This window comes from Streptomyces sp. NPDC031274 (assembly GCF_055570235.1).
In genome coordinates, this window is record NZ_JBVIHP010000029.1 from 100652 (window position 1) to 125346 (window position 24695).

The 24695-nt window shown below is 70.3% G+C and carries 23 protein-coding genes and 1 pseudogene; 7 read left to right on the forward strand and 17 right to left on the reverse strand.

All coding sequences use genetic code 11. The annotated features are described in order from the left end of the window. Window positions 1-7 precede the first annotated feature (7 nt). Both ACZ5CR_RS35735 and ACZ5CR_RS35740 read right to left on the reverse strand, forming a co-directional pair. Window positions 8-1042 carry an aldo/keto reductase gene (locus tag ACZ5CR_RS35735; RefSeq protein WP_468865425.1) on the reverse strand — a complete coding sequence of 345 codons (1035 nt, stop codon included), beginning with the start codon at window positions 1040-1042 and terminating at the stop codon, window positions 8-10. A gap of 42 nt (window positions 1043-1084) precedes the next feature. After that, complete coding sequence (locus ACZ5CR_RS35740; protein WP_468865427.1) at window positions 1085-2554, reverse strand: MFS transporter; 1470 nt, start codon at window positions 2552-2554, stop codon at window positions 1085-1087. 57 nt (window positions 2555-2611) lie between these two features. Between ACZ5CR_RS35740 and ACZ5CR_RS35745 the strand changes: the two genes are divergently transcribed. The 3 genes from ACZ5CR_RS35745 to ACZ5CR_RS35755 all read left to right on the forward strand — a co-directional run bounded on the left by ACZ5CR_RS35745 (window position 2612) and on the right by ACZ5CR_RS35755 (window position 5198). Then, window positions 2612-3484 (forward strand): helix-turn-helix transcriptional regulator, encoded by an 873-nt coding sequence (locus ACZ5CR_RS35745; RefSeq protein WP_468865428.1) that lies wholly within the window; start codon window positions 2612-2614, stop codon window positions 3482-3484. Window positions 3485-3636: 152 nt separating this feature from the next. Continuing rightward, window positions 3637-4155 carry a cupin domain-containing protein gene (locus ACZ5CR_RS35750; protein ID WP_468865429.1) on the forward strand — a complete coding sequence of 173 codons (519 nt, stop codon included), beginning with the start codon at window positions 3637-3639 and terminating at the stop codon, window positions 4153-4155. Next, window positions 4155-5198 (forward strand): 3-oxoacyl-[acyl-carrier-protein] synthase III C-terminal domain-containing protein, encoded by a 1044-nt coding sequence (locus ACZ5CR_RS35755; RefSeq protein ID WP_468865431.1) that lies wholly within the window; start codon window positions 4155-4157, stop codon window positions 5196-5198. Before ACZ5CR_RS35750 ends, ACZ5CR_RS35755 begins: the two co-directional genes overlap by 1 nt. Before the next feature lie 125 nt (window positions 5199-5323). Here ACZ5CR_RS35755 and ACZ5CR_RS35760 read toward each other — a convergent pair whose 3' ends face one another. The 5 genes and pseudogenes from ACZ5CR_RS35760 to ACZ5CR_RS35780 all read right to left on the reverse strand — a co-directional run bounded on the left by ACZ5CR_RS35760 (window position 5324) and on the right by ACZ5CR_RS35780 (window position 9045). Next, window positions 5324-5917, reverse strand: coding sequence for an AfsR/SARP family transcriptional regulator (locus ACZ5CR_RS35760; protein ID WP_468865481.1), 594 nt, complete (start codon window positions 5915-5917; stop codon window positions 5324-5326). 60 nt (window positions 5918-5977) lie between these two features. After that, a pseudogene (locus ACZ5CR_RS35765) lies at window positions 5978-6208 on the reverse strand (AfsR/SARP family transcriptional regulator); the annotation flags it as partial. A gap of 287 nt (window positions 6209-6495) precedes the next feature. After that, complete coding sequence (locus ACZ5CR_RS35770; RefSeq protein ID WP_468865433.1) at window positions 6496-6945, reverse strand: MarR family winged helix-turn-helix transcriptional regulator; 450 nt, start codon at window positions 6943-6945, stop codon at window positions 6496-6498. A 92-nt stretch (window positions 6946-7037) separates the two neighbouring features. Continuing rightward, complete coding sequence (locus tag ACZ5CR_RS35775) at window positions 7038-7469, reverse strand: hotdog fold thioesterase (protein ID WP_468865435.1); 432 nt, start codon at window positions 7467-7469, stop codon at window positions 7038-7040. A gap of 10 nt (window positions 7470-7479) precedes the next feature. Next, window positions 7480-9045, reverse strand: coding sequence for an MFS transporter (locus ACZ5CR_RS35780; protein ID WP_468865436.1), 1566 nt, complete (start codon window positions 9043-9045; stop codon window positions 7480-7482). 187 nt (window positions 9046-9232) lie between these two features. Between ACZ5CR_RS35780 and ACZ5CR_RS35785 the strand changes: the two genes are divergently transcribed. After that, on the forward strand, window positions 9233-10189 hold the full coding sequence (locus ACZ5CR_RS35785; RefSeq protein ID WP_468865483.1) for an aldo/keto reductase: 957 nt from the start codon (window positions 9233-9235) through the stop codon (window positions 10187-10189). Between the two features lie 55 nt (window positions 10190-10244). Here the strand turns inward: ACZ5CR_RS35785 and ACZ5CR_RS35790 are convergent, their stop codons facing one another. From ACZ5CR_RS35790 to ACZ5CR_RS35835, 10 genes are all read right to left on the reverse strand, one after another. Then, window positions 10245-10982 carry an HAD family hydrolase gene (locus ACZ5CR_RS35790; RefSeq protein WP_468865438.1) on the reverse strand — a complete coding sequence of 246 codons (738 nt, stop codon included), beginning with the start codon at window positions 10980-10982 and terminating at the stop codon, window positions 10245-10247. Beyond that, window positions 10979-12610, reverse strand: coding sequence for an FAD-dependent monooxygenase (locus ACZ5CR_RS35795; protein ID WP_468865441.1), 1632 nt, complete (start codon window positions 12608-12610; stop codon window positions 10979-10981). The genes ACZ5CR_RS35790 and ACZ5CR_RS35795 overlap by 4 nt, the downstream gene beginning before the upstream one ends. Then, window positions 12598-13356, reverse strand: coding sequence for an SDR family NAD(P)-dependent oxidoreductase (locus ACZ5CR_RS35800; protein WP_468865442.1), 759 nt, complete (start codon window positions 13354-13356; stop codon window positions 12598-12600). The genes ACZ5CR_RS35795 and ACZ5CR_RS35800 overlap by 13 nt, the downstream gene beginning before the upstream one ends. A 65-nt stretch (window positions 13357-13421) precedes the next feature. Further along, window positions 13422-14408 (reverse strand): 3-oxoacyl-ACP synthase III family protein, encoded by a 987-nt coding sequence (locus ACZ5CR_RS35805; RefSeq protein WP_468865444.1) that lies wholly within the window; start codon window positions 14406-14408, stop codon window positions 13422-13424. 54 nt (window positions 14409-14462) lie between these two features. Beyond that, window positions 14463-15188: an SDR family oxidoreductase gene (locus ACZ5CR_RS35810; protein ID WP_468865446.1), complete on the reverse strand. Its 726-nt coding sequence runs from the start codon at window positions 15186-15188 to the stop codon at window positions 14463-14465. Further along, window positions 15185-16444: a beta-ketoacyl-[acyl-carrier-protein] synthase family protein gene (locus ACZ5CR_RS35815; protein ID WP_468865449.1), complete on the reverse strand. Its 1260-nt coding sequence runs from the start codon at window positions 16442-16444 to the stop codon at window positions 15185-15187. The genes ACZ5CR_RS35810 and ACZ5CR_RS35815 overlap by 4 nt, the downstream gene beginning before the upstream one ends. Beyond that, window positions 16444-16683 carry an acyl carrier protein gene (locus ACZ5CR_RS35820; protein ID WP_468865451.1) on the reverse strand — a complete coding sequence of 80 codons (240 nt, stop codon included), beginning with the start codon at window positions 16681-16683 and terminating at the stop codon, window positions 16444-16446. Before ACZ5CR_RS35820 ends, ACZ5CR_RS35815 begins: the two co-directional genes overlap by 1 nt. A 58-nt stretch (window positions 16684-16741) precedes the next feature. Further along, entirely contained in the window at window positions 16742-17785 is a 1044-nt protein-coding gene (locus ACZ5CR_RS35825) for a ketoacyl-ACP synthase III family protein (protein WP_468865454.1), read from the reverse strand. A 6-nt stretch (window positions 17786-17791) separates the two neighbouring features. Beyond that, window positions 17792-18805, reverse strand: coding sequence for a ScbA/BarX family gamma-butyrolactone biosynthesis protein (locus tag ACZ5CR_RS35830; RefSeq protein ID WP_468865457.1), 1014 nt, complete (start codon window positions 18803-18805; stop codon window positions 17792-17794). 267 nt (window positions 18806-19072) lie between these two features. Further along, complete coding sequence (locus tag ACZ5CR_RS35835) at window positions 19073-20002, reverse strand: NADP-dependent oxidoreductase (RefSeq protein WP_468865459.1); 930 nt, start codon at window positions 20000-20002, stop codon at window positions 19073-19075. A 161-nt stretch (window positions 20003-20163) separates the two neighbouring features. Here ACZ5CR_RS35835 and ACZ5CR_RS35840 point away from each other — a divergent pair, with 161 nt between their 5' ends. The 3 genes from ACZ5CR_RS35840 to ACZ5CR_RS35850 all read left to right on the forward strand — a co-directional run bounded on the left by ACZ5CR_RS35840 (window position 20164) and on the right by ACZ5CR_RS35850 (window position 24684). After that, window positions 20164-20805 (forward strand): MBL fold metallo-hydrolase, encoded by a 642-nt coding sequence (locus tag ACZ5CR_RS35840; RefSeq protein WP_468865461.1) that lies wholly within the window; start codon window positions 20164-20166, stop codon window positions 20803-20805. Then, window positions 20802-21815: a quinone oxidoreductase family protein gene (locus tag ACZ5CR_RS35845; protein ID WP_468865463.1), complete on the forward strand. Its 1014-nt coding sequence runs from the start codon at window positions 20802-20804 to the stop codon at window positions 21813-21815. The genes ACZ5CR_RS35840 and ACZ5CR_RS35845 overlap by 4 nt, the downstream gene beginning before the upstream one ends. A gap of 70 nt (window positions 21816-21885) precedes the next feature. Then, the gene (locus tag ACZ5CR_RS35850) at window positions 21886-24684 is read left to right on the forward strand and encodes an AMP-binding protein (protein WP_468865465.1); all 2799 of its coding nucleotides are present in this window, start codon (window positions 21886-21888) and stop codon (window positions 24682-24684) included. The last annotated feature ends 11 nt before the right edge of the window (window positions 24685-24695 follow it).

Sequence of the window (24695 nt, forward strand, 5' to 3'; positions counted from 1 at the left end):
CTCCGTCTCAGTCCTCGTCCGACTCCCGGACACGGTCCGCGTCGCAGTAGTCCTGGTGCCAGTACGGGTAGGGCAGCGGCACGCCGCTGACCTCGTCGAGTGCGGCGTGCTCCTCGGGCGTCAGCGACCAGGTCGTCGCGGCCAGGTTGTCGGCGAGCTGACCTTCGTTACGGGCACCGATGATCACAGAGGTGACGCCCTTTCCGTCCAGCGCCCAGCGCAGCGCCACCTGGGCCGGGCTCACCTCCCGCTCCTGTGCGATCTTGCGCAGCACATCGATGGTGTCGAACGTGAGCTCGGGGTGGACGGGATCGAACCAACCCACTGCGCGCCGCGTACCCGGGGGAGGCGTGGCGCCCCGCTCCTGGTGGCCGCTGAGCAGACCGCCCGCGAGCGGGCTCCACACCATGACGCCCACATCCTCGGCCTCGGCCATGGGCAGCAGTTCCCACTCGACCTCGCGGGCGGCCAGGCTGTACTGGATCTGGTGCGAGGCGAAACGCTCGAGGCCGAGCCGCTCGCTGGTGGCGAGGGCACGGGTGAGCTGCCAGGACGTCAGGTTGGACGCGCCGATGTAGCGGACCTTGCCCGCCCGTACGAGATCGTCCAGGGCCCGCAGGGTCTCCTCCCACGGGGTGCGGCCGTCCCAGCCGTGCGTCTGGTAGAGGTCGATGTGGTCGGTGCCCAGCCGGCGCAGACTGGCCTCCACCGAGCGCACGATGTGGTGCCGGGACAGTCCGCGGTCGTTCGGCCCCCCGCTGCCGTCGGGCATCTGCCAGCGCACCTTCGTCGCGATGATCACGTCGTCGCGGCGGGTGCCGATGGCGGCGCCGAGGACTTCCTCGGACTGTCCTGCGGAGTACATGTCTGCGGTGTCGAAGAAGTTGACGCCCGCGTCCATGCTCGTGTGGACGAGCCGCCGGGCCTCGATGGTGTTGAGCTGGCCCATGTGCTGGAATCCGTGGCGGCCGCCGAGCGTCATGGTGCCCAGGCAGATCTCGGAAACCTGAAGGCCGGTGCGGCCCAGGTAACGCATGCGCATGTGAATCGCTTCCCTCAGTCTCTCGGTGTGTTCCGCAGTCGCTCAGCGCGCCTCGGCGGGGACCTGACGGTCGGCCGCCGGGGCCTCGGCCGACGCGGTCCGGCCGGGTCGCAGGAAGACGATGGCGGCGAGGCCCGCGAGGAGCAGCGCGCCGGCGGCGATCAACAGACCGTTCTGAACGCCGTTCAGGACGGCGGAGGCGCCGCTGCCGCCCGCGGAGTCGATGCCGGCCGCGGTGACGGTGGCGAGGACCGGGGTGCCGACGGTGACGCCGAGCTGCTGACCCGTGTAGGCAAGGCCGGTGGCCAGGCCCTGCTCGTGGTCCGGCAGGCCCGAGGTAGCGGTGATCATGTAGCCGACGACTGCGAGAAGGTGGCCGAACCCGCCGGTGGCGGTGGCGATGAGGAGCAGCGGCATGCCGTCGGCGGTGTCGAGGAAGTAGAGCGCGGCCGTGCTCGCGGCCTGCAGCAGCAGACCGTAGACGAGGGCCCGGTGGACGCCGATCGCGCCGATGATCCGGGCGGCGAAGGCGCCGCCGAGGACGGCCGCGACACCGAGGGCGGCGAAGGCGAAGCCGGCGTTGAGCGGGCTCATTCCGCGCACCTGCTGCATGTACAAGGTCAGCAGGAACACCATGCCGGTCATCATCGCGAAGGTGATCAGGCCGGTGGCGTTGCCCCAGCTGACGGTGCGGCGGCGCAGCACCTTCAGGTCGACGAGGGGTGAGGCAACCCGCGACTCGACGGCGAAGAAGGCGATGAGGAGCACGAGTCCGGCGGCGAGGGAGAGAAGGGTGGTGGTGGAGCTCCAGCCGGTGCGCTCGGCCGATGTGATGCCGAAGATCACCGAAAGAAGGCCGCCTGTGACGGTGACGGCACCGAGGAGGTCCAGCTTCGGGGTCTCCTCATTGCGGCTTTCCTTGATGAGGACAGGGGCGGCGATGGCAGCGATGATGCCGACGGGGACGCTGATGAAGAGCGTCACGCGCCAGCTGGTGAAGTCGGTGATGACTCCGCCGAGGACCACGCCGGACAGGAAGCCGAGCGACAGCAGGGCGCCGTTGATGCCGAGCGCGCGGTCGCGCTGCGAGCCCTCGGCGAAGCTGGTGGTGAGCAGGGACATCGCCGCTGGGGTGAGCATGGCGGCCGCGACGCCCTGGGCGGCGCGAGCCGCGAGCAGGAAGCCGGGGGTGGGGGCGAGACCGCCGGCGAGGGAGGCGATCGTGAAGAGGACCATGCCGGCGATGAACCAGTTGCGGCGGCCGTAGAGGTCGGCGGCGCGGCCGAAGAGCAGCAGCAGGCCGCCGGACGGCAGAGCGAACGCAGTGATCACCCACTGGAGGTCGCTCAGCTCGAAGCCGAGGTCCTCGCCGAGGACGGGGAGCGCGACGCTGAGGATGGAGAAGTCCAGAGCGAGCATGAACTGTGTGCCGCACAGGAGGGCGATGATGAGCCACTGGCGGGTAGTGAAGGGCACTTTTCCGGGCAGCTGAGTGGCGGAGTCGGAAGTCATGCCAGAAGGCTGGCAAATATCGCCATGGGGTGGGGAGTCCGAACGTATCCTGGGTTTATGACCACCCCCAACGCAGTACGGGAGCCCCGTCGGCGCGAAGAGCTCAAGCACTTCCTGCGCTCCCGCCGGGAACGGCTCAGGCCCGAAGACGTGGGTCTCCCTCCTGGCGCACGTCGGCGCACGCCGGGGCTGCGCCGCGAGGAGGTCGCGATGCTGGCCGGCATGGGTTCCTCCTGGTACACGTGGCTCGAACAAGGCCGGGACATCAAGGTGTCGGATCAGGTCGTGGAGTCGGTCAGCCGGACGCTGCGGCTGGACGACGTGGAGCGGGACCACCTGTACCGGCTGGTGGGGATGAATCCGCCGCAGCGCACGGCGGAAAACCTCGCCGACACCTCGCAGTTGAGGGCGCTCGTGGAGGGCTGGATGCCGAGTCCGGCGTACGTGATCGACCGGTGCTGGGACATCGTGGGGCTCAATCGGGCAGCAGAACTGGTCTTCGGGTTCGGCGAGCGGGACACCAACTGCCTGATGTCCTTCTTCACCAATCCGGCGTTCCGGGCGCGCCATCGCTATTGGGCGGAGGTCGCACCCGGCCTGGTGTCCGAGTTCCGCAGGGACGCTGCCCGCTACCCGCAGGAGTCGCGGTTCACGTCGATCTCGAACCGGTTGGCGCAGGAGAGCGAGGAGTTCGCGGAGCTGTGGTCGCGGTACGAAATCACGGCGACCAACCAGGGCGTGAAGGCGATCGACCATCCGCGGGCGGGCTTCCTGATCTTCGACCATTCGGTACTGGAGATCCCGGACCGATCGGGGATCCGACTGATGCTGCACACGGCGCGGACCGGTACGGAGACCCGCGAAAAGGTCGTGGAACTGCTGGGGCGGGACGAGCGCAAGGGCAAGATCTCGCTGGTCGAGGCGGGCTGAGCGGCCCACCGAAGGGTCCGGCCGAAGGGTCCACAAGAGAACGACTCAAGGCCGACTGAAGGTCAGCATAGGAAGTCAAGACAGACCTCATATTAGTGACAATGCTCTGGTACATATGACTGCGATCGGTTCCCGTGAGCAGAGGACATCCCGTGGTCAACAAGAGCAAGTTCGCCGTCGCCGGTGCCGCCGCCGCGGTGGCGCTCGGCGTTGGATTCGCCACCCAGCCCACCGCCCAAGCCGTCGCCGCGGAAGACATCCCCCCGGTCAGCTCAGTGACCCTGAGCCAGGGCGTCACCTCGGCACCCTTCAAGATCAAGGCGACCGGCGACCGCAAGGTGCTCTACCGCAAGGCGGTCGTGCAGCCGGGCGCCTCCACAGGCTGGCACTACCACGTGGGCGAGGAGATCGCCGTCATCAACTCCGGTACGTTCACCCGGATCGACGGCTCGGACTGCTCCGTCGAGAAGTACGACACGGGCGAATCGCTCGTGGAGCCCGTGGGCCCGACCACCGTGCACATGGGAATCAACAAGGGCACCGTACCGGTCGAGTTGTACGTCGTCGACATCATCCCGACCGGCGCGACGTCGCCCAGCACACCCGCTCCCGACCCGGGCTGCGACATCGACGCGATCACCTCGAAGAGCACGAGCGCCGGAGCCAAGTGATGCTGCTGCCGCGCCCGTTGGGCATCTCAGGTCCCTCGCTCTGGCTGCCCCCGGGCCGGCAGAGCACACCCGAGGCGGTCGAGCGTGAGTTGGTCGACGCCGAGACTGCCGCCGAACTCGGCTACACCGGGCTGCCGGTGGCCGATCTGGCCCCGCCCGAGATGGCGGTCGAGGCCGGCCGCGAGGCACTCTCCGCTGCTGGTGTGGACGCGGGCGCCGTGGGCCTCCTGCTGCACGCCTGGATCCACTACCAGGGCCACGACCTGTGGTCCCCCGCTCACTTCGTCGCCGACCGGCTCGGTGCCGACACCGCCGTGCCCATCGGCGTCCAGCAGGTGTGCAACGGCGGCGCGGCGGCCGTGGAACTGGCCGCCGCCCGGCTCTTCGTCGATCCCGGCTCCGGCCACGCTCTCATCACCACCGCCGACGCCTTCGTGGAGCCCGGCTTCGACCGTTGGAGCGGTGACTACGGCATCGCGTACGGCGACGGGGCCACCGCCCTCGTCCTGCACCACCTGCCGGAGAGCGAGGGCGGGCGGCCGGCCGATCTGATCCTGCACTCCGTCGCCACGGTCGCCGCGCCCCGACTTGAGCGCATGCACCGCGGGGACGACCCGTTCGGCCCGGCCGCCCGCTCCCTCGGACCGAAGGTCGACATCCGTCGCACCAAGAAGGCGTTCCTCCGGGCGGGGGGCATGGAGGCGTTCACCGACGCGAGCGCCGCGTCGCTGAGGGCGGCGGTGGAAGCGTGTCTGGCGGGCGCGAGCTTGTCCGCCACGGGCGACGTGCCGCTGCGTTACGTGGTGGCGCCGCGGCTCGGCCACAAGACGATCGACCTGGCCTACGCGCCGCTGCTGACCAAGCTCACCGGGGCGGAGCTGCTGCGGCCCGGCGCCGACACCGGGCACCTGGGAGCTGGCGACGCCGCGGCGAGCCTCGCCGAACTGCGGGCCGGGCGGATGCTCGGCCCCGGTGAGTACGCGCTGGTGGTGAGCGCGGGCGCCGGGTTCACCTGGTCCTGCCTGCTGGTCAGCGGAGCCTGAGGACGTATCCAGGACTCCGCGGACGAAAGGGTCCGCGGGCGCGGTGCCCGCAGACCCTTCATGCTGCCCGCGCGGTGCAGCCGGTCGATGTCGGCCCGGTGCGGCCGGTCACGGAGTACCGGCGGTCAGCCAGTCGCCTGCAGATTCGGCGTCAGACTGTGCACCATGCTGCCCATGGTCCGGCGGTCCTGCTGCCGGATGCCGGTGCCCCCGTCGGCCGACATGGGCCGGGACGCGTCCAGGGACGGTTCGCCACGCAGGATGTCCTGCTCCATCTGGACCAGGAACGGCGAGGGCTCCAGGCCCAGCTCCTCCACCAGCCGGGCCCGCAGCCGCCGCATGACAGCGAGCGACTCGGCCCGTCGGCCGCAGCGGTACAGCGCGAGCATCAGATGCCGGTGGAAGTTCTCATGGAGCGGGTGGCGGGCGGTGAGCCCGGTGAGCTCCGGAACCAGGGTGTGGTGCGCGCCGCGCTGGAGGTCGGCGTAGATCCGGTTCTCCAGTGTGCAGAGGAGGGACTCGTCGAGATGGACGATCCGGGCGGCGAGCAGTTCGCCGGCCTCCACGTTGACGAGCGTGGGACCGCGCCACAGCGCCACGGCCCGGTGGAGGAGATCGGAACCCTCGACGAAAGCACCGCGTTGGACAGCGGCGTTACCGGCGGCGGTCAGCATCTCGTACTCCGCGATGTCGAGCGCGACTCTCCGCGTGGACAGCACGTAACTGCTGCCCTCGGTGATAACGATTTCTTCCGCGACTTCGTTGGCGCTCTTCTTGTGGGCTTCCGCAATGACACGACGGACCTGCCCGATATATGTCTGGATAGTGGCAGTGGCAGTTCGAGGAGGATTATTCCCCCACAACTCCTGCACGAGCGCATTAACCGATATCGCACTGTCGGCATTGACAGCGAGTACCGCAAGGAGACGACGCGGCTTGGGTGCCAGAAGGATCGGCTCCAAGTCATCGCCGAATACGGCCATCGGGCCTAGAACGTGAATCTGCACCATTCCCCCTTATTGGTTCATCCGTCCCGCTCTGCGGCGAAATGGTCGAACCCATAACCCCCCGTACAGACCCCCCGTACAGGTGCGTGCAACTAGCAAGAGTCACCTGGCCAGCCTAGCAGGATTCCGGCCTAAATGAGGTTTCCGCCACCGTCCTACGCATTGTTCACAGGTCAGATACTCGGCTGCAACCTGCATCACAGGTGAGACAAAGAGAAATCGCCTCGAATTCCTCCGGAAGGCGGAATTCGAGGCGATTTTTTTACGCATTCTACATACCCTTGAAGGATTTATTCGAGGTTTCCGAGAACGCCGATCGTCCGCTCCAGGAACTCCTCGAACATGGCCCTTTCCTCTGGCGTGAACTCGGCGCCCAGAGACCCCTCGACGCGAAGGGCGGCCTTGTCGGCCTTCTTCGCGACGGCACGGCCGGCCCGGGTCGCCCGGTTGACCACGACCTTCTGGTGCAGCTCCGAGGGTTCCCGGAACACCAGGTCGGCCTTCTCCAGGTTGGTCAGGACTGTCGCCATGGTCTGCGGCGTGACCATGCACTCGCGCGCCAGTTGCGCAGCGGACATGCCGTCCGAGACCGACAGCAACAGCAGGACCGAGTACTGGGGCACCGTCAGGCCGAACTCCCGCAGCACGTCCGTCTTGCGTCCGATCAGGGCCTGCTCGGCCCTCTTGATCGTGTGCCCGAGTCGACCTGCGGCGACCGTCTCCGTCGTCGTCTTCGCCATATCAATAGTCTTGCATACGACAGAGGACGAAGAGGTAGTCGCGTATTGCCGTCGCCGGGGCGGCCGGCCCTCGTTCCCCGAGGCGCGTTCGGTCACCGGCTCGTCCGGCGCCTGGCCGTCGGGATCGCACATGTCAGCCGGGCGGTGCAGGTGCGCCGGCCACTCGCGTCGCGGATGACGATCTCGTACGTGGCGGTGTGCGTGCCCACGTGCAGCGGCCGGCACTCGCCGGTGACCCGGCCCGATCGCGCCCCGCCGTGATGGGTGCAGGACAGTTCCTGGCCGACGATGATCCGGTCGGCGCCGGCATGCGTCCAGGCCGCGAGGGAACCGAGCGTCTCGGCAAGCACCGCGTTGGCCCCGCCGTGCAGCAGGCCGATGGGCTGACGGTTGCCCGCCACCGGCATGGTGCCGATCACGAGGTCCGGCTCGCACACCTCGATCTCGATCCCGAGGCGCTCCACGAGCTGCTCGTCGACGTAGGGGGACAGGATCTCGACGGGGCCGAGGGCAGTCTGTGTCATGACCCGCCCCTCAACGAGCAGAAGCGGGCTCGGGCGCCACCGCGGCAGATGCCTCGGCCGTGGGAGCGTCGGCCTCCGCGGACGGCTTGCCGCCCTTCAGGAGGCTGCCGACGACGACGGCGGTGACCGCGCAGGCCGCCGCGACGATCCACATGGTGGCGTGCAGGCCGGAGGCATAAGCGTCGGCCATGGCGGTCACCGCCCGGTCCCGGGCCTCGCCCGCGGGCAGCGTCTTGGCTGCTTCGGTCAGACCGCCCTGGAGGGAGCGCGAGGTCAGTGCGTCGGCGCCGCCCTGGTAGGCGGAGACGGCGCCGTTGTCGAGGGAACTCTTGGTGAGCGCGGTGACGAGGGCACCGAGACCGGCCATGGAGACCGCGTCGGAGGTGAGCCGCACGGTGTTGAACATGCCCGCGGCCATACCCATCCGCTCCGGCTCGACGGCCGAGACGGCCGCGCCGTCCAGGATGCCGAGAGAGATGCCGTAACCGATGCCCAGGAAGAGCAACGGGCCGGCCAGCGCGACGTTCGAGGCGCCCGGCTCCACCAGGGTCAGCCAGGCAGCGCCGACACCGGAGAAGGCGAGCAGGACGACGAACAGCGCACGCTGCGAGACCTTCTGTGCGAGTACGCCGGTGATGGCGGGCATCACCAGCGAGGGGCCGGTCAGGAGCAGCAGGACCAGGCCGATCTGAGCGGCCGACAGACCGCTCGTGGAGGTCAGGTACGGCGGCAGGACGATGACGAGGGCGACGAAGCTGAACGCCAGCACAAGCGGCACAAGGCAGACGGCGAGGAACTGCGGGCTGGCGAAGAGGCCCAGGTCGAACATCGGGTGCTCGGAGCGGCGTTCCACCATCACGAAGGTCACGAGCAGGAGCAGGCAGCCGACCGCCGAGGCGAGCACGATCGGGTCGGTCCAGCCGCGGCCCGGCCCCTCCACCAGGGCGAGGACGAACAGGGCGATGCCCAGGCCGAAGGCGAAAGTGCCGGCCCAGTCGAAGCGGGGCCCGCGGTTCGGTTCGGTACGGGGCAGCAGCGGCGTGCTCAGCAGAACGAGCGCGGCGACCCCGGCGAGGATCAGGAACACCGAGCGCCAGCCCCACAGGTTGACCAGGAGACCGCCGAACATCGGGCCGAACGCGAGACCCGCGCCCAGGAAGGTACCGAACAGTCCGAATGCCTTCGCCCGCGCGGGGCCGTCGAAGGCCCGGGCCACGATCGCGGTGATGGAGGCGAGCGCGGCGCCGCTGCCAAAACCGGAGATGGCGCGCGAGACGTCGAGCAGCAGGATGCTGTTGGAGAGGCCGGCGACCGCCATCCAGAACGCGAAGAAGGCCATACCCCAGGTGAACATCCTGCGGTGGCCCACGCGGTCGGCGAGCGAGCCCATCGCCGCGAGGCTGCTGGACGCGGTCAGCATGTAGCCGTCGACCACCCACTGGGCAGCGGCGAGGGAACTGTGCAGGTCGGCGCCTATGTCGGGCACGGCCACGGACGGGCCGGTCACCACCAAGGTCATCAGCGGGCCGACGACGCACGCCGCGGCGAGCGTCGCCCGCGGGTTGCCGGTGGACACGGAGAATCACCCCTGTTCTTGTGTATTCGTTGACAGATGTATGTAAGAACTCTGTCATAGAGTAGAGGCCTGCACATAGCCGATGTCAATGCGGTATGGCAGAGTTCTGTGTGAAGACGAGGGCCTGTCACAAGACTCGAGCGGGCAGGGCCTCATGGGGACAAGGGGAAAGGCGGTGCGCACGAAGATGCGCAGGATCCAACTGGGCGGTTCGCAGCGAACCTTCGCGGCGGTCGGCATCGGCTGCATGGGCATGTCGTGGGGATACGACGAGCTGGGCCGCGACGAGAGCGAGTCCATCGCGGTCATAAGGCACGCTCTCGACCTCGGCGTCGACCTGATCGACACGGCCGACCAGTACGGCCCGTTCACCAACGAACTGCTGGTCGGCAAGGCGCTCTTGGGCCACCGCGAGAAGGCCGTGCTCGCCACCAAGGGCGGACTCGTCGTGGACGACCCCGCCACCTACAGGAGCCACCGGGACGGCCGGCCCGCGTATCTGCGCGCTGCCGTCGACGCGAGCCTGCAGCGGCTCGGCGTGGACCACGTCGACCTCTACCAGCTGCACCGCATCGACCCCGAGGTACCGGTCGAGGAGAGCTGGGGCGCGCTCGCGGAGCTGGTGAAGGAGGGCAAGCTCGGCGCGATCGGGCTCTCCGAGGCGTCGGTGAAGGAGATCGGCCGGGCACACGCGGTCCACCCGGTCGCGTCCGTACAGAGCGAGCTGTCGCTGTGGAGCCGGGAGGCCCTGAAGGCCGGCGTCGTGGAGTACTGCGGGCGGGAGGGCATCGCGTTCATCGCGTTCGCGCCACTCGGCCGGGGCTTCCTCTCCGGCCTGATCGGCAGCCCGAAAGACCTGCCGAAGGTGGACGGTCGGCACCGGATCCCGCGGTTCCAGCCCGAGGCCATCAGCGCCAACCAGGCGATCATCGACCGGGTACGGAGCCTGGCCGACGGCCTCGGCGCGACCGTGGCGCAGGTGGCGATCGCTTGGGTGCTGGCCCAGGGCGAGCACGTGGGCGTCATCCCGGGCACCAAGACCCGCAGCTACCTGGAGGACAACGTGGCGGCCGGCTCCGTGACCCTCCCGCCGGAGGCGTTGGCCGAACTGGCCTCGCTGCCCGAGGCGGTCGGCGCACGCTGAGCCATGGCGACGCCGGAGGGGCGCCTCGTCCGAGGCGCCTCTCCGGCGTGGGCGGTCACACAGGCTGGCGGCGGGTGCCGGCCATCAGGGTGGCCGGGATGACCGGCCAGCCGTACTCGGCCGCGTGGGCCGCCATCCGCGGGTTCTCGCCGACGACGGCCGGGTGTCCCACCATGCTCAGCATGGTCAGGTCCCCTGGGTCGTCGCCGTACGCGTGGCAATCGGCGGGATCGGCACCGAATTTCGCCAGCGCCTCCCGCACCGCGTCCGCCTTCGCCGGCCCGAACATCGCGTGACGGATCGCCCCCGTCATGCACCGGTCCGCGTCCAGCTCCGGCTCCGTGCACAGGACCAGGTCGATGCCCAGGTCGTCGGTGATCGGGTGGAGCGTCGCGGGCCAGGAGCCGGATATGACCACCGTGTGGTGCCCCGCCTCCTGGTGACGGCGGAGCCGGGCGACCGTCGGCTCGATGAACGGTGCCCCGCGCTCCCGCAGATGCGCGTACCACTCCCGTGCCTCGGTGACTACGTCGTCCCAGGGAACGCCGGCGTGCAGTTCGTAGAACTTGGACACCACCTCGACCGGCGTCACGCCCATCGACGCCAGCCGCCGCAGCGGCTCGACGAGCCGCTCGTACGCGGCACCGGTGACGTCTCCCTCCCGCTTCATCCGGTACCGCAGCAGCGAGAACGGCGTCTTCATCGCGATGAGCGTCTCGTCGGCGTCGAAGAAGGCCACCACCGGGCGGGAATGGTCCGTGATGAGGGGAGGGAGGGAGGGGGACGTGGTCAAGGCCGGCTCCTGAGGTGTGCCGCTCGGGTGAGCAGTCGCGTGATGTCCTGGGGGCGCCCGGGGTCGACCCGCGCGAGCAGATGGCCGTCCGGACGGACGACCGCCACAGCGGGCCCCGGGCCGAGCGCCCGGGCCAGGCCCCGGGGAACAGCACGGGTCAGATCGAGTACCGGGGTGCCCCCGGGAAGCTCCTGGCGGACCCGGTCACCGGTCCGCTGCCAGTCCACCGGCGGGGGCCGTGTGCCGGGCCACAGCAGCACGGTGTGCCGGTCCCGATCAATCGTCGGCCAGCCGCCGGTGTCGAGTCGCGGGCCTGCGGACCGGCTGCCGGTGACCGCCCCGCCCGAACCGCCGTCGGCAAGCGAGTCCGACGACACCTTCAGCGGCATGCGGGGATGGCGGTCGCCGTCGTAGCTGACGGCCGTCTGGCTCAGCTGCGGGGCGAGCCTGCGCTGGAAGAGACCGGTCCGGTCGGCCGCCGTGAACGCGGCGTCCCGCAACGTCACCTTCACGGGCGTATTGACCAGACCTGCCTTGGTCAGCAGAGCCGTCGAGCGGGCCACCTCGTGGGAGACGGCCCGGCGTTCGGTGTCGTACGAGTCGAGGATCGGCTCCCCGAACTCGCCCCGCAGGACGCCGGACAGCTTCCACGCCAGGTTGAACGCGTCCTGCATGCCGGTGTTCATGCCCTGGCCGCCGGCCGGGCTGATCACATGGGCGGCGTCGCCCACGAGGAAGCAGCGGCCGCTGCGGAAGGCGGAGGCGATCCTGACGCGCACCCGGAAGGATCCGCTCCACAGCAGTTCCTCGACGCGGCTGCGGCCGGCCGCCCGGTCGTCGACCACTTGCTGGAACATCTCCCGGGGCGGCGGGTTGTCGTCGTTGTACGCGTTGTGCGGCACGTTCAGAGCTATGCGGTGCACGCCGTCACCCATCGGGCCAAGCACCATGGCGCCGCTCGGCGCGTAGCAGTAGTGGGAAAGGTCCTCGGCGAGGGTGGTGGTCAACCGGGCGTCGGTGATCGCGAACGACACGTCGACCAGCGGGCCGTCGTAGCCGATGCCCAGCTCCTTGCGGACGGTGCTGTGCGCGCCGTCCGCGCCGACGAGCCAGGCCGGCTCCAGTTCCTCGGTCCGGCCGTCCTCGTGCTCCAGCTTGACCGCGGGACCGTGCGCCGCGTTGTCGAGGGCGGTGAGTCGGACGCCATACTCGACGGTGCCGCCGAGCGCGGCGAGCCGTCGGCGCAGCACCTCCTCGGTGTCGTTCTGCGAGAGGGTGAGGGCGAACGGATAGGGGGAGTCGGGCAGTTTGCTCATCCAGGCGGTCGCGAGGCGCCGGCCGCGCGAGTAGAACGCGGTGCCCGCGAGCCGGTGACCCGTGTCGAGGAGCTCCTCGGTCACGCCGATCCGGTCGAGCAGTTCGAGGTTGCGCGGCCAGATGACGTTGGCGCGGGAGTGCGCGGTGTGTCCGCGGTCGGCGTCCACGACGCGTACGGGGACGCCCTGCTGGAGCAGTTCGCACGCGACGACCAGGCCGACAGGACCGGCCCCCACGACGAGAACGGGCCGGTCCGTCCCCGTCCCCGTGCCCGTGCCCGTGCCCGTCCGAGGGTTCGTCAGGCCGCCCACATCAGCCCCCCGTTGACCTCGACCACACTGCCGTTGACGTACGAGCTGTCCTGTGAGGCGAGGAACACGGCGGTCGCGCCGACCTCGGCGGGACGGCCGAGGCGCCCGGACAGCAGACGGCCGCGGTAGCTCGCCCAGGCGCGTTCGTTGGAGGCCAGCTCCTTGCCCATGCCTTCGTCGATGTAGCCGGGCGACAGGCAGTTGACGGTGATGCCCTTGGGTGCGAGTTCGGCGGCCGAGGTCTTGGTGAACATCTCCACGGCGGCCTTGCTCGCGCTGTACGCGGCGGCGCCGATCGCGGTCCGGCCTGCGACGCAGGAGGACATGTTGATGATGCGGCCGCCGATGCCGGTCGTCTCGCGACGTGCGGCCATCGGGCCGATCACCGCGCGCGTGCAGAGGAAGACACCGGTCAGATTGGTGGCGAGCGTGGTGTTCCAGTCGGCCACCGACAGCCGGGCGATCTTGCCGTCCCGGCTGACGCCCGCGTTGTTGACGAGGACGTCGACGCCGCCGAACGTCTCACCGGCGGCCTCGACCAGCTCGGCCACCGAGGCTTCGTCGGTGACGTCGGTGTGGTGGAAGAGCAGCCGGTCGCCGTAGTCGTCGTCGAGTTCCTTGATGTCGTACGGGTTGCGCGCGGCGACCACGACCGAGGCACCCTCCGCGAGGAAGGCCTCGGCTATCGCCCGCCCCAGGCCCCGCGTACCGCCGGTGATGACGGCCGTATGTCCGTCGAGCCTCATGGCTTCTCCATCCGATGCTGCGTGTGGTGTACGTGTGGGGTCGTTAATGCGGGTACGGGCGGACGTCAGTACCAGGTCAGGAGCGCCGCGCCAGCGGTCATGCCCCCGCCGACCGACGCCATGAGGATGCGTTCACCGCGCTTCAGCGGCCGTTCCCGGTGGGTGGCGTGCAGGGTGAGCGGCACCGAGGCCGCGACCGTGTTGCCCAGGTGCTGCGCGGTGTAGGCGACGCGGTCCGGGTCGATGCAGGCGTCCGCCACGAAGGTCTCAAGGAGCCTGGTGTTGGCCTGGTGGAAGACGAAGCGGTCGATGTCCTCCAGGGCAAGCCCGCAGTCGTCGAGCGTCTGGGCGGTCAGCTTCGCGAGCACCGAGAGGGCGTAGTCGCGCACCGCGCGGCCGTCCATCCGGAAGTAGTGCTTGCCGGCCTCGCGGGCCTCGGCGTCGAGCGGTGTCCGGGTGCCGCCGCCCTCCACGCCCACGTAGTGGTGGAACTCCCCGTCCGTGACCAGGTGCACGGACTGCAGGCCGTAGCCTTCGGGCACCTCGCCGAGCAGGACGGCACCCGCGCCGTCGCCGAACAGACTCACCGTGCGCCGGTCGGATCTGTCCATGATCGTGGAGAACATGTCGGCGCCGACGAGCAGCACATGCTCCCCGTGCCTGCCGGCTTTCAGGAGCCCCTCGGCAACCGAGAGGCCGTACAGGAAGCCGCTGCAGACGGCGTTGATGTCGAAGGCGGGCAGGGTGGAGAGCCCCAGCTTGTGCTGGAGGATCGCAGCGGTCGACGGCTGCGGCACGTCCGGAGTGCTGGTCGCCACGACCAGCGCGCCGAGCCGCTCTCGCACCTCGTCAGGGACGCCGGCCAGTGCCTCCCGGGCCGCGGGCAGGGCCAGGTCCGACGTGGCGGTGCCCGGCTCGGCGTACCGCCGTGTGAGGATGCCGGTCCGCTCGTTCACCCAGGACTCAGGCATCCCCGTCCAGGCGCTGATCTGCTGGTTGTCGACCACCTGGTCGGGTGTGTAGGAACCGATCGACAGGACACCGACGGGCATGGTTTCCCTTCCCTGTGCTTGATGAGTGGTGGTGGACGCGTGCGGCACGGGGCCTCAGTGACCCATGCCGAGCCCACCGCTGACCGGCAGCACGGCGCCGGTGACGTACGAGGCCTCCTCACCGGTGAGGAACCGCACGGCGGCAGCCACCTCGTCGGCGGTGCCGGCCCGGCCCAGTGGCGTCATCGCCAGGTACTGGTCCATGCGGGCCGGCCGTACGTCGCGCAGCATGTCCGTCTCGACGAGCCCGGGGGCGACGACGTTGACGGTGATGCCGCGGCTGCCGAGCTCCCAGGCGAGGGAGCGGGCCAGGCCGACGAGGCCGGACTTGGCGGCGGTGTAGTTCGTCTGACCGGGCGAGCCGGTGAACGCCACGGCGGAGGAGATCAGCACCAGTCGGCCCCAGCGCCCGCCGAGCATGCTCCGGGCCGCGTGCTTGGCGACCCTGATGACCGACCGCAGGTTGGTGTCGAGGACGGCGTCGACTGCGTCGTCGTCGAGGGCGAGCAGCAGCCCGTCCCGGGTGATGCCTGCGTTGGCGACCAGCACCTCGACGGCACCGTGGGCAGCCGCGACCTCCTTGAAGGCGCGTTCCACCTGTGCCTCGTCCGTGACGTCGCAGCGCACCCCGAGCAGCCCCTCCGGGGGTTCGCCCGTGCGGTAGGTGACGGCCACCCGGTCGCCGCGCTCGGCGAGTGACCGGGCGACGGCCAGACCGATACCACGATTGCCACCGGTGACGAGCACCGAACGGCCGGAGGGGCCGGGAGTCCACGTCATGCCGGTGTCACCACGATCACCGCGTTCTGGCCGCCGAAGCCGAACGAGTCGTTGACCGCCGCGCCGATCTCCATCGGCCGGGCCTCCTTGGCCACCACGTCCACCCCGATGCCCGGGTCCAGGCTGTTCAGGTTGGCCGTCGGCGGGACGAGGCGCCGCTCCACGGCGAGCACCGTGTACACCGCCTCGGCGGCGCCGGCGGCGCCCAGCAGATGGCCGACGACCCCCTTGGTGGAGGTGACAGCGGGCTTCTCGCCGAAGACCCGGCGGAGCATCCCGGCCTCGGTGATGTCGTTGAGCGTGGTCGACGTGCCGTGCGCGTTGACGTGGTCGACCTCGGAGGTGTCGACGAAGGCGTCGGCGAGCGCCGCCCGGATGGCCCGCTCGGCGCCGCCGCCGGTCGGGTCGGGCGCCGACGCGTGGTGGCCGTCGGCCGAGGCACCGAAGCCGGAGACTCGGGCACGGATGCGGGCACCGCGCGCCCGCGCGTCCTCGACCCGCTCCAGGACGAGCATGGCGGCGCCCTCGCCGGCGACGAACCCGTTGCGGTCCGCGTCGAAGGGACGGGACGCCGACGCCGGATCGTCACACCGGGCCGACAGCGCGCCGGCGCGGGCGAGGCTGGCCATGGCGGTCGGGGACATCGCGGCCTCGGCGCCACCGGCCAGGACGACGTCGCAGACCCCGGACTCCAGGAGCGTGCGGGCGTACCCGATCGCCGTATTGCCGGACGCGCAGGCGGTCGACACCACCTGGTTGGGGCCGAGCGCCTTGAGGTCCATGGCGATGTAACCGGCGGTCATGTTGACCGGGCCCATCACCATGAGCAGCGGCGAGACGAATTCGGGGCCGTCGGCGAGATGCTTGCCGTGCTCGCGTTCAACGGTGGACCAGCCACCGAGCGAGGTGCCGACCACCACGCCGATGCGGGGGCCGTCCCATGCCTCCGGGTCGAGCCCGGCGTCCTCGACGGCCTGCCGGGCCGCGACCACGCCGAAGTGGCTGATCGGGTCCATGCGGACGGCGCTGCGCCGCCCGAGCAGAGCGCCCGCGTCGAAGTCCGGTACGCGGCAGGCGAAGTCGACCGGCAGGCCGGCGAGGTCCGGGTCGGTGGCCGCGGTGGACCTGCCCGACCAGACCCGCTCGAAGTTGGCCTCGACGCCGAGGCCGGCCGGGGTGACCAGGCCGACGCCGGTGACCGCCACGTCGAAGCGTTTGGTGCGCCCGCCCGGGCGCTGCGTCGGTATGCCGGTCATCAGGCCACCGCGACCTTGGGGTCGATCTCGGTGAGTATGTCGGCGAAGGTGTTCTCCGGGGTCAGCGCCGTCTCGTCGATCTGGACGCCGAACTCCTTCTGCACGATGACGCTGAGCTCGATCAGGGCGAGCGAGTCCAGGTCGAGGGCGTCGAAGGTAGAGGTCGTGTTGAGCTCCTCCTCGGCCACGCCGAGCTTCTCGGAGACGAGAGCGAAGAGGCGGTCCTGGCGTGCGGACATGAGTGTTCTCCTTGGGAGTGGGATGCGAATCGGGTGGAGCGGTACGGATCGTGGTAGGTCAGCGCTTGCTGACCACGGCCGCGGTGAAGGTGAAACCCCCGCCGCCGTTCAGCACAAGGGCGTGGGCTCCGGGCCTCAGGAGGTCCGAGCGGGCCAGGTCGGCCAGGGAGGCGTTCAGGTCACCGGCCCCCACGTGCCCGGTGGCCCGGCCCAGGTCGAGCACCTCCGCGGAGGTGACGTCCTTCAGCGGCGGGATGTACGCCTCGTTCATCGCCTTGGCACCCAGGCGGGGGATCACGGCGTAGTGCAGCCGCGGGTCGTCGCCGGTGAGCCCGGCGTCGGCCAGGCACTCCTCGACTACGGCACGGATGCGGTCGGCGGCCGTCTTGATGAAGAAGTCGACGCCGTACGCCTTGATGAAGGCGCGCTTGGTGCGCCGCACGTCGATCATCGGACTGTGCCCCATCGGCGTCGCGTTGAGCTCGTCGTCACCGCGGTGCATCACCTCCAGTTCGGAGGCTGTCCGGGTGGCGAGCGAGTGGAGCAACAGGTCCGGGGCCGAGCCGGGTTCCGCCGCGGTGCCGGTGCGGTGGACGAGGACTGCGGTGGCCGCGTCGCCGGCCGCCATTCCGTAGTCGCTGCGCCAGCGGTGCCAGCTCGGCATCAGGAAGCGGTCGGCGGTCGTGACGAGCGCGGGCCCGGCGGCCGGGTCGCCCTGAAGCCGGCTCGCGGCCAGTTCGATGCCGATGGCGCCGCCGTTGCACTGCTGGAGCAGCCCGATCGGTACGGCACGGTCGGCACCGATTCGGTTGGCGATGTAGTGCGGCGCGGACCAGGCATCGTGCCCCTGGTGGTGGACGCCGGCATGCAGGACGAGGGAGAGCGCATCGGCGCGGGCGCCGGAGAGAGCGAAGAGCCGGTTGGCAGCCTCGACGGCCATGTCCGGCGGCGCGACGTCCTCGCTGACCGGGAGGGACGTGTAGCCGAGTTCACGGGCGGTGCGGGCGTCGATGTCACCGGCGGCCACGGCCTCTTCGGTCGTCTGGCGGCCGTCGGGATACCAGGCCGTCGCCGACAGTCCCAGGGGGGAGCCGAGTCGCACGGCCCGTCACCTGCCGTCCGTGTCGGGCGCTTCGGGCTCCGGGAGGACGGCGACTTCCACCTCGGTCGTGCAGACCGACTCGCCGTCCTGCAGGAAGTTGACGGTGAGGCGCTCGTCGGCCGAGGGCGTGACGGAGACCGTGACCGGCCTGTCGAGCTCGACAAAGCGGAGGAACGTGGCGCCGAAGGCGCGTGCGTAGAGCCGGTCGCCGGACCCGTCGGAGGCGAGGACTGCCGCCTGGCGTGCCGCCTCCATCAGGGCCATCGCCGGTACGTGGTCGAGGGGGTGGTCGTACATGGCCGCGTGCCGCACCGGGACGTCGAGGACGGCGCGCAGAGCGGTCGTGACGTCGGGGTGTCGTGCCACGTCCGTGAGGACCACGTTCTCCGTCCGCTCGCGGCCCACCAGAGCGGGCGCGACGGGGGTACCGGTGCGGGTGTGCGGCATGGCGGAGGAGAGCGGCGGGACGGAGCCGCGGCTCTTCTCGCGGTGGGCCGTGTAGCCGTCGCGGCTGAGGTAGCCGGCCACGACGACGCTCGTCCCGGCCCGCCGGCCGCCCACTACGAATACGCACTCCATGGTGGCGGCCAGCAGCCTGGTGCCGCGCCGCTTGAGTTCGCGCGTGGTGACCTCGACTACGAGCTCGTCCGGAGCTTCGCCGCGGGCCCGCAGGGCGGAGAGGTCGGTGAACTCGGTGGTCCAGTCGCTGATCAGGAAGGACGTGTCATGGATGACGTCCAGCCACCGGTGCGCCACCACGGTGACCGCCTGGCGGGCCGCCTCCAGGAGGAACAGCGGGTCGAGCAGTGCGGGTCGCTGGGTGTGGTCGTTGTAGTAGTTGTGTGCGCGGGGCGCCTGGACGGCCACGGCGAAGGCGTCGCCGCCGCGACGGACAGCGTCGGTGACGAAGACCTCCATGACGGCCCGACGGTGCACCAGGACACGGTCCAAAGAGCGCTGGTAGGCGAGTTCGGCCGTGGCCGGGGCCACTGCCATCGGCTCCTGCTCAGCAAGGGTCATGCCCGGTTCCGTTCGTCCGTGGGTCTGCTTCGGCGGGCCCCCTGGGGGCATGAATCAAGCCTCACACCCGCCTCTGGGGTTTCAACTGCGAACGACGGGGCAGTCGGCCGTTGCCCTGCGGGTGGCCGGGTTGAGAGCCACTAAAGGTTCACTCAAGACCGGCCGCAGAGGCTCCGGGACATACGAAACGAAGGCCGCCCCTGACAGGGACGGCCTTCGTTTCGTACGGGTTCGGGTGCGCGCTTCGGCCGGTGTCGACCGACCTGATCAGGCCGTTTCGACCGCGAGGACGACTTTGCCGCGCACATGGCCGGTTTGCACGAGTTCATGGGCGCGGGACGCGTCGGCGAGCGGGAACTCGGCGCTCACGTGGACCCGTACCTCGCCACGGTCCGCCATTGCCACGAGGTCGGCGAGGTCGACCGGGTCGGGGCGGACGAACACGTAACGTCCGCCGAGTCCCGTCACGTCACCGGAGATGGACGCGAGCCTTCCGCCCGGCCGCAGCAGCGCCGGCGAGCCGAACAAGGTGTCCCCGCCCATGAGATCGAAGACGGCGTCGCAGCCCTCAGGGGCCAGTGCGCGCACCCGGTCGGCGAGCCCCGGTCCGTAGGTCACCGGCTCGGCACCGAGCGAACGGAGGAAGTCGTGGTTGCGCTCGCCGGCCGTACCGATGACGCGGGCACCTAGGGCGCGGCCGATCTGGACGGCCAGCGAGCCGACCCCGCCAGCCGCCGCGTGCACGAGCAGCACGTCGCCGGCGGCGATCTCCAAGTGGCGGCGGAGCGCCTGGTACGCGGTGAGGCCCGCGGCCGGCAGTCCGGCCGCCTCCCGCCCGTCGAGTGAGCGCGGCTTGTGCGCCAGGGTCCGGACGGGCGCGGCCACCAGCTCGCCGTACGTACCGCGCTGCATGTGGTCGGCGCGGACGTAGCCGACGACCTCGTCGCCGGGGGCGAACTCGGTGACGCCGAGGCCGGTTCGTTCGACGACGCCGGACAGGTCGCAGCCCATCACCATGGGGAAGTGCGAGTCGAACCAGTCGTCGATGTAGCCCTCGCGGATCTTCCAGTCGGCGGGGTTGACGCCCGCGTACCGTACCCGGACGAGCACCATGTCGGGGCCGAGGCGCGGGTCGGGAAGGTCCATGAGTTCCAGGACCTCCGGGCCTCCGTAGCGCTGGATGGCGATGGCCTTCACGGACGAACCCCCTGCTGGGACGGCGGATGTACGGAGCGCCGCCCGCCCCCGGGTGAGGTCGGCCGACGACTGCCCTCGCCATTATAGGGCAGACTTGAGCCAGGGTTCTGTGACAGCAACGACAATTGACATATGACCGAAGGCTCAGCCAGAGTCTCGTCATGCTCGTACTGTCCGCCGCCACAGGCAAGTTCGGAACGAACGTCCACATCGTCGCCGCCGGGCCGGGTAACCCCTGCCTCGTCGTCGATCCCGGACACGACTCCCGCGAGGCGGTTCTGGAAGCCGTCCGCGCCCACCGCCTCGAACCCGAGGCCGTCCTGATCACGCACGGCCACATGGACCACACGTGGGACGCCGTGCCGCTCGCCCGGCACTACGGCGTCTCGGCCTGGATCCACCCGGCCGACCGCTACCAACTCGGCGCACCCGCCAAGGGACTGCCCGACTCGTTCCCCCGCGACCTGCTCGTCGGCCATCCCCACCAGGAACCCGACGAGGTGAGCGAACTCCCCGAGCGGGGCGGCGAACTGACCTTCGCCGCCGGCACCATCACGGTGCTGCACACGCCCGGCCACACCGTCGGCTCGGTGATGTTCCGCTTCGACAGCGGCGACGCCCCGCTGCTCGCCACCGGCGACACCCTGCTCGCGAGCGGCCGGGGACGCGCGGACGCACCGACCGCGAGCCCGACGAGCATGGAGGACTCCCTCCGCATGGTCACCGGCCTCTGCCCGGACGACACCCGGCTGCTCACCGGCCACGGCCCCACCTCCTTCCTCAACCAGACAGGAATCCGATGACGAACACCGCCCCCACCGCCGGCAGCCGTATGAACACCGTCCGTTTCGACACCTTCGGCGCCCCCGCCGTCCTCACCGTCGGCGAGGTCGCCACGCCCGAGCCCCAGCCCGGCCAGCTCACCGTCGACGTTCAGTACGCAGGCGTGAATTTCGCCGAAGTGATGTTCCGCCGCGGCCAGTTCCCGGTCGACCTGCCGCACTTCCCCGGCCTTGAAGCGGTCGGCACGGTCCGCACCGTGGGAGAGGGCGTCACCGGCTTCGAGCCCGGCGACCGGGTGGCCGCCCTCACCCTGGGCGGCGGCGGCAACGCCCAGGTGGTGGCCGTCGGAGCCGAACACGTCGTCCGCCTCGACGGAGAGCTCGCCGAGCTGGACGGGGCCCTCGCCGCCGGCGCCCTCTGCAACGTCACCACCGCCTTGGGCGTCCTCACCTCGGCCGGCCACCTCGCCAAGGGGGAGACCGTGGTCGTCCTCGCCGCGGCGGGCGGCGTCGGCACGGCAGCGGCGCAGCTGGCCCGCTCGCTCGGCGCAGGCACGGTCATCGGCGTGACGAGCTCCCCCGCCAAGTCCGAGTACGCGCGCGGGTTCGGCTACGACAGCGTCGTGTCGTACGAGGAGCTGGAGCAGGAGGTGGCCGAGCGGACCGGCGGAGCGGGCGCGGACCTGGTCCTCGACTCCGTCGGCGGCGCCTTCCGGTCGTCCGTGACGGGCCTCCTGGCCGCCTTCGGCCGGCACGTCATATTCGGCAACGCGGCAGCCGAGGACGTCACCTTCGATGGCAACCACCCCTGGTACACGAACAGTTCCCTCGCCGGCTACAACCTGGGCGGCGTCGCGGGGCGGGCACCGAAGTTGCTCCGCGCCCACCTGGAGCAGTCCCTGGCAGAGGTTGCCAAGGGCACCGTCCGCGTGGACGTGACCGTGTTCCCGCTGGCCCAGGCGGCACGCGCGCACGAGCTCCTGGAGACCCGGGCGTCCACGGGCAAGTACGTCCTCGATGTCCGGTCCTGAGCGAGGTACGGCCAGCACACAGCATCGCCGCCTGGGTGACCCGGAACGTTGCCGCACTTGAGGGAGCACGATGACCGTCCACGACACGACCGCCGACCTGGGTGCGCTGCTGATCCGGGCCGCCACGCGGTTCCCGGAGCACGGGGTCCGTTACGGCTCCGCGGACCAACCGCTCGACTTCCGGCTCCAGACGTATCCGGAGCTCCTGGAAGAGTCGCTGCGGCTGCTCGCCCGGCTGCGCAAGTCAGGAGTCGGCAAGGACCGGATCGTCGCGCTGCTCCTGGAACGGCCCGAGGACTTTCTGCCGACACTCTGGGCGTGCCTGCTCGGCGGGATCACGGTGTGCCCGCTGGTCCCCTTGCGCGACGACCCGCAGCGATGGGCGGCCCAGCTCGGCCACGTCAACACCCTGCTCGGCGGGCCGCTCCTGGTCACCGATGCCCGCACCCGCGAGGAACTCCCCGCCGTCCAGGACCTGTCGGTCGTCACCCTGGAAAACCTGGCACCGGCCGCCACGGACGCGGGCACCGGCACCGGCACCGGCACCGGCACAAGCGCCACCCCGGTCTCCCCCGACGATGTCGCCCTCCTCGTCCTCACCTCCGGTTCCACCAGCGCCTCCAAGGCCGTCCGGCTCACCCACCGCAATCTGCTGGCCTCCATGGCCGCGAAGGCCGGAACGCAGTCGCTGGCCTCGGACGACATCACCCTGAACTGGATCTCGTACGACCACGTCGCCGCGCTCCTCGAAGCACACCTGCTTCCGCTGTCCGTCGGCGCCGTCCAGCTGCAGACCTCCCCCGAGGCGGTGCTCGCCGCCCCGATGCGCTTCCTGGAGGTGATCGATGCCCACCGGGTGACGATGACGTTCACGCCGAACTTCCTGCTCGGCCAGCTCAACAAGATCGTCGACCGCCTGCCCGGCGCTCCCTCCCTGGACCTGTCCTGTCTGCGGCACATCGTCTCCGGCGGCGAGGCCAACCCCGTCGCCACGGGCATCGCCTTCCTCGACCGGCTGGCTCCGTACGGGCTGCGCCGTGAGGCCCTGTGGCCCGCCTTCGGGATGACCGAGACCTGCGCCGGCAGCATCTACAACCGGGAGTTCCCCGGCGCCGACCGCGAGGCCGAGTTCGCGGCGGTCGGCCGGCCGGTCGACGGGCTGCGCATCCGGATCGCGGCCGAGGACAACGGCACACCGCCGCGTGCGGGCGAGACCGGCGAGGTGCAGCTCACCGGCCCGATGGTCACGGGCGGGTACTGGAACGACAAGGAGGCCACCGCGGCCGCCTTCACGGCAGACGGATGGTTCCGGACCGGTGACCTCGGACGCCTCGACGGGGGCCGACTGACCCTCGTGGGACGCAACAAGGACAGCGTCATCGTCAACGGCGTCAACTACTACAGCCACGACCTGGAGTCGGTACTCGACGGTCTCGAAGGCATCGAGAGGTCCTTCGTCGCCGCCTTCCCGACCCGCCCGAAGGGCAGCGACACCGAACAGCTCGCCGTCGCGTTCGCGGCCGCCCCCGAGGTGGCCGGCGACGAACCGGCACTGCACCGCCTGCTGATAGCCGTCCGGAACAGCGTCGTCCTGCACTGGGGTTTCCGCCCCGCCTTGCTGCTTCCGCTGCCCAAGGACGCCTTCCCGAAGACGAGCCTGGGAAAGATCCCGCGCGCACTCATGCGGCGCAGACTGGAGGCCGGCGACTACGCCGAGCAGCTGGAATCCGTCCAGGCCCTGATCACCCGGCAGCTCGGCGGGTACGTCGCTCCCGAGGGCGCCCGTGAGGAAGCGCTCGCGGAGCTGTACGGCGAGCTCTTCGAGACCGACCCGGCGACGATCAGCGCCACGGCGAGCTTCTTCGACCTCGGCGGTACGTCACTGGACATCCTGCGCCTCAAGAGCCTGATCGCCCGGCGCTTCCCGGGCACGGAGCCGCCGGTCCTCGCGATCCTCACCTCGCCCAGCGTCCGCGCGCTCGCCGTCCGCATAGAGGCCGACCTGAGCGACACGCCCGCTCCCTACGACCCGATCGTCCCGCTGCAGACCAGCGGGGACGGGACACCCTTGTTCTGCGTGCACCCGGGCGTCGGTGAGGTGCTCGTCTTCGTCAACCTCGCCAAGTACTTCGTGCACGAGAGGCCGTTCTACGCGCTGCGGGCCCGTGGCTTCAATCCGGGGGAGAAGCCGTTCGCGTCGTTCGACGAGATGGCACGCGCGTACGTGGACGCCATCCGGTCCCGGCAGCCGCACGGCCCCTATGCGATCGCCGGGTACTCTTTCGGCGCGGCGGTCGCATTCGAGGTGGCCAAGCTCCTTGAGGCGCAGGGCGAACGCGTCGACTTCCTCGGCAGCTTCAACCTTCCACCGCACATCAAGTACCGCATGGACGAACTCGACTTCGTCGAGACCGCGGTCAACCTGGCCATGTTCCTGGACCTGGTCTCCGGGCAACAGGCGAAGAAGCTGCCCGCCGAACTCCGGCCGCTGGACAGGCGGGAGCAGCTCGGCCATCTGATCGACAACGCCCCTCCGGAACGGCTCGCCGAACTCGACCTGGACCTCGAAAGGTTCACCGCGTGGGCGGAGCTCGCGGACGGCCTCACGGGCCTCGGCCGGAGCTACGTGCCGTCCGGCGACGTCGCCCGGATGAGCGTCTTCTACGCCGTCCCGCTCCGCGGCAGCAAGCAGGACTGGCTGGACAACGAGCTGAAGCGGTGGACCGACTTCACCCGCGAGGCACCCCGGTTCCTGGATGTGCCCGGCGAGCACTACACCCTCATGGGCGCCCGGCACGTGGCCGCCTTCCAGTCCATCCTGCGCGCGGAACTCGCCCGGTCGCTGTCCGCCCCGTCCGACATCTCGTAGAGGAGCCACCG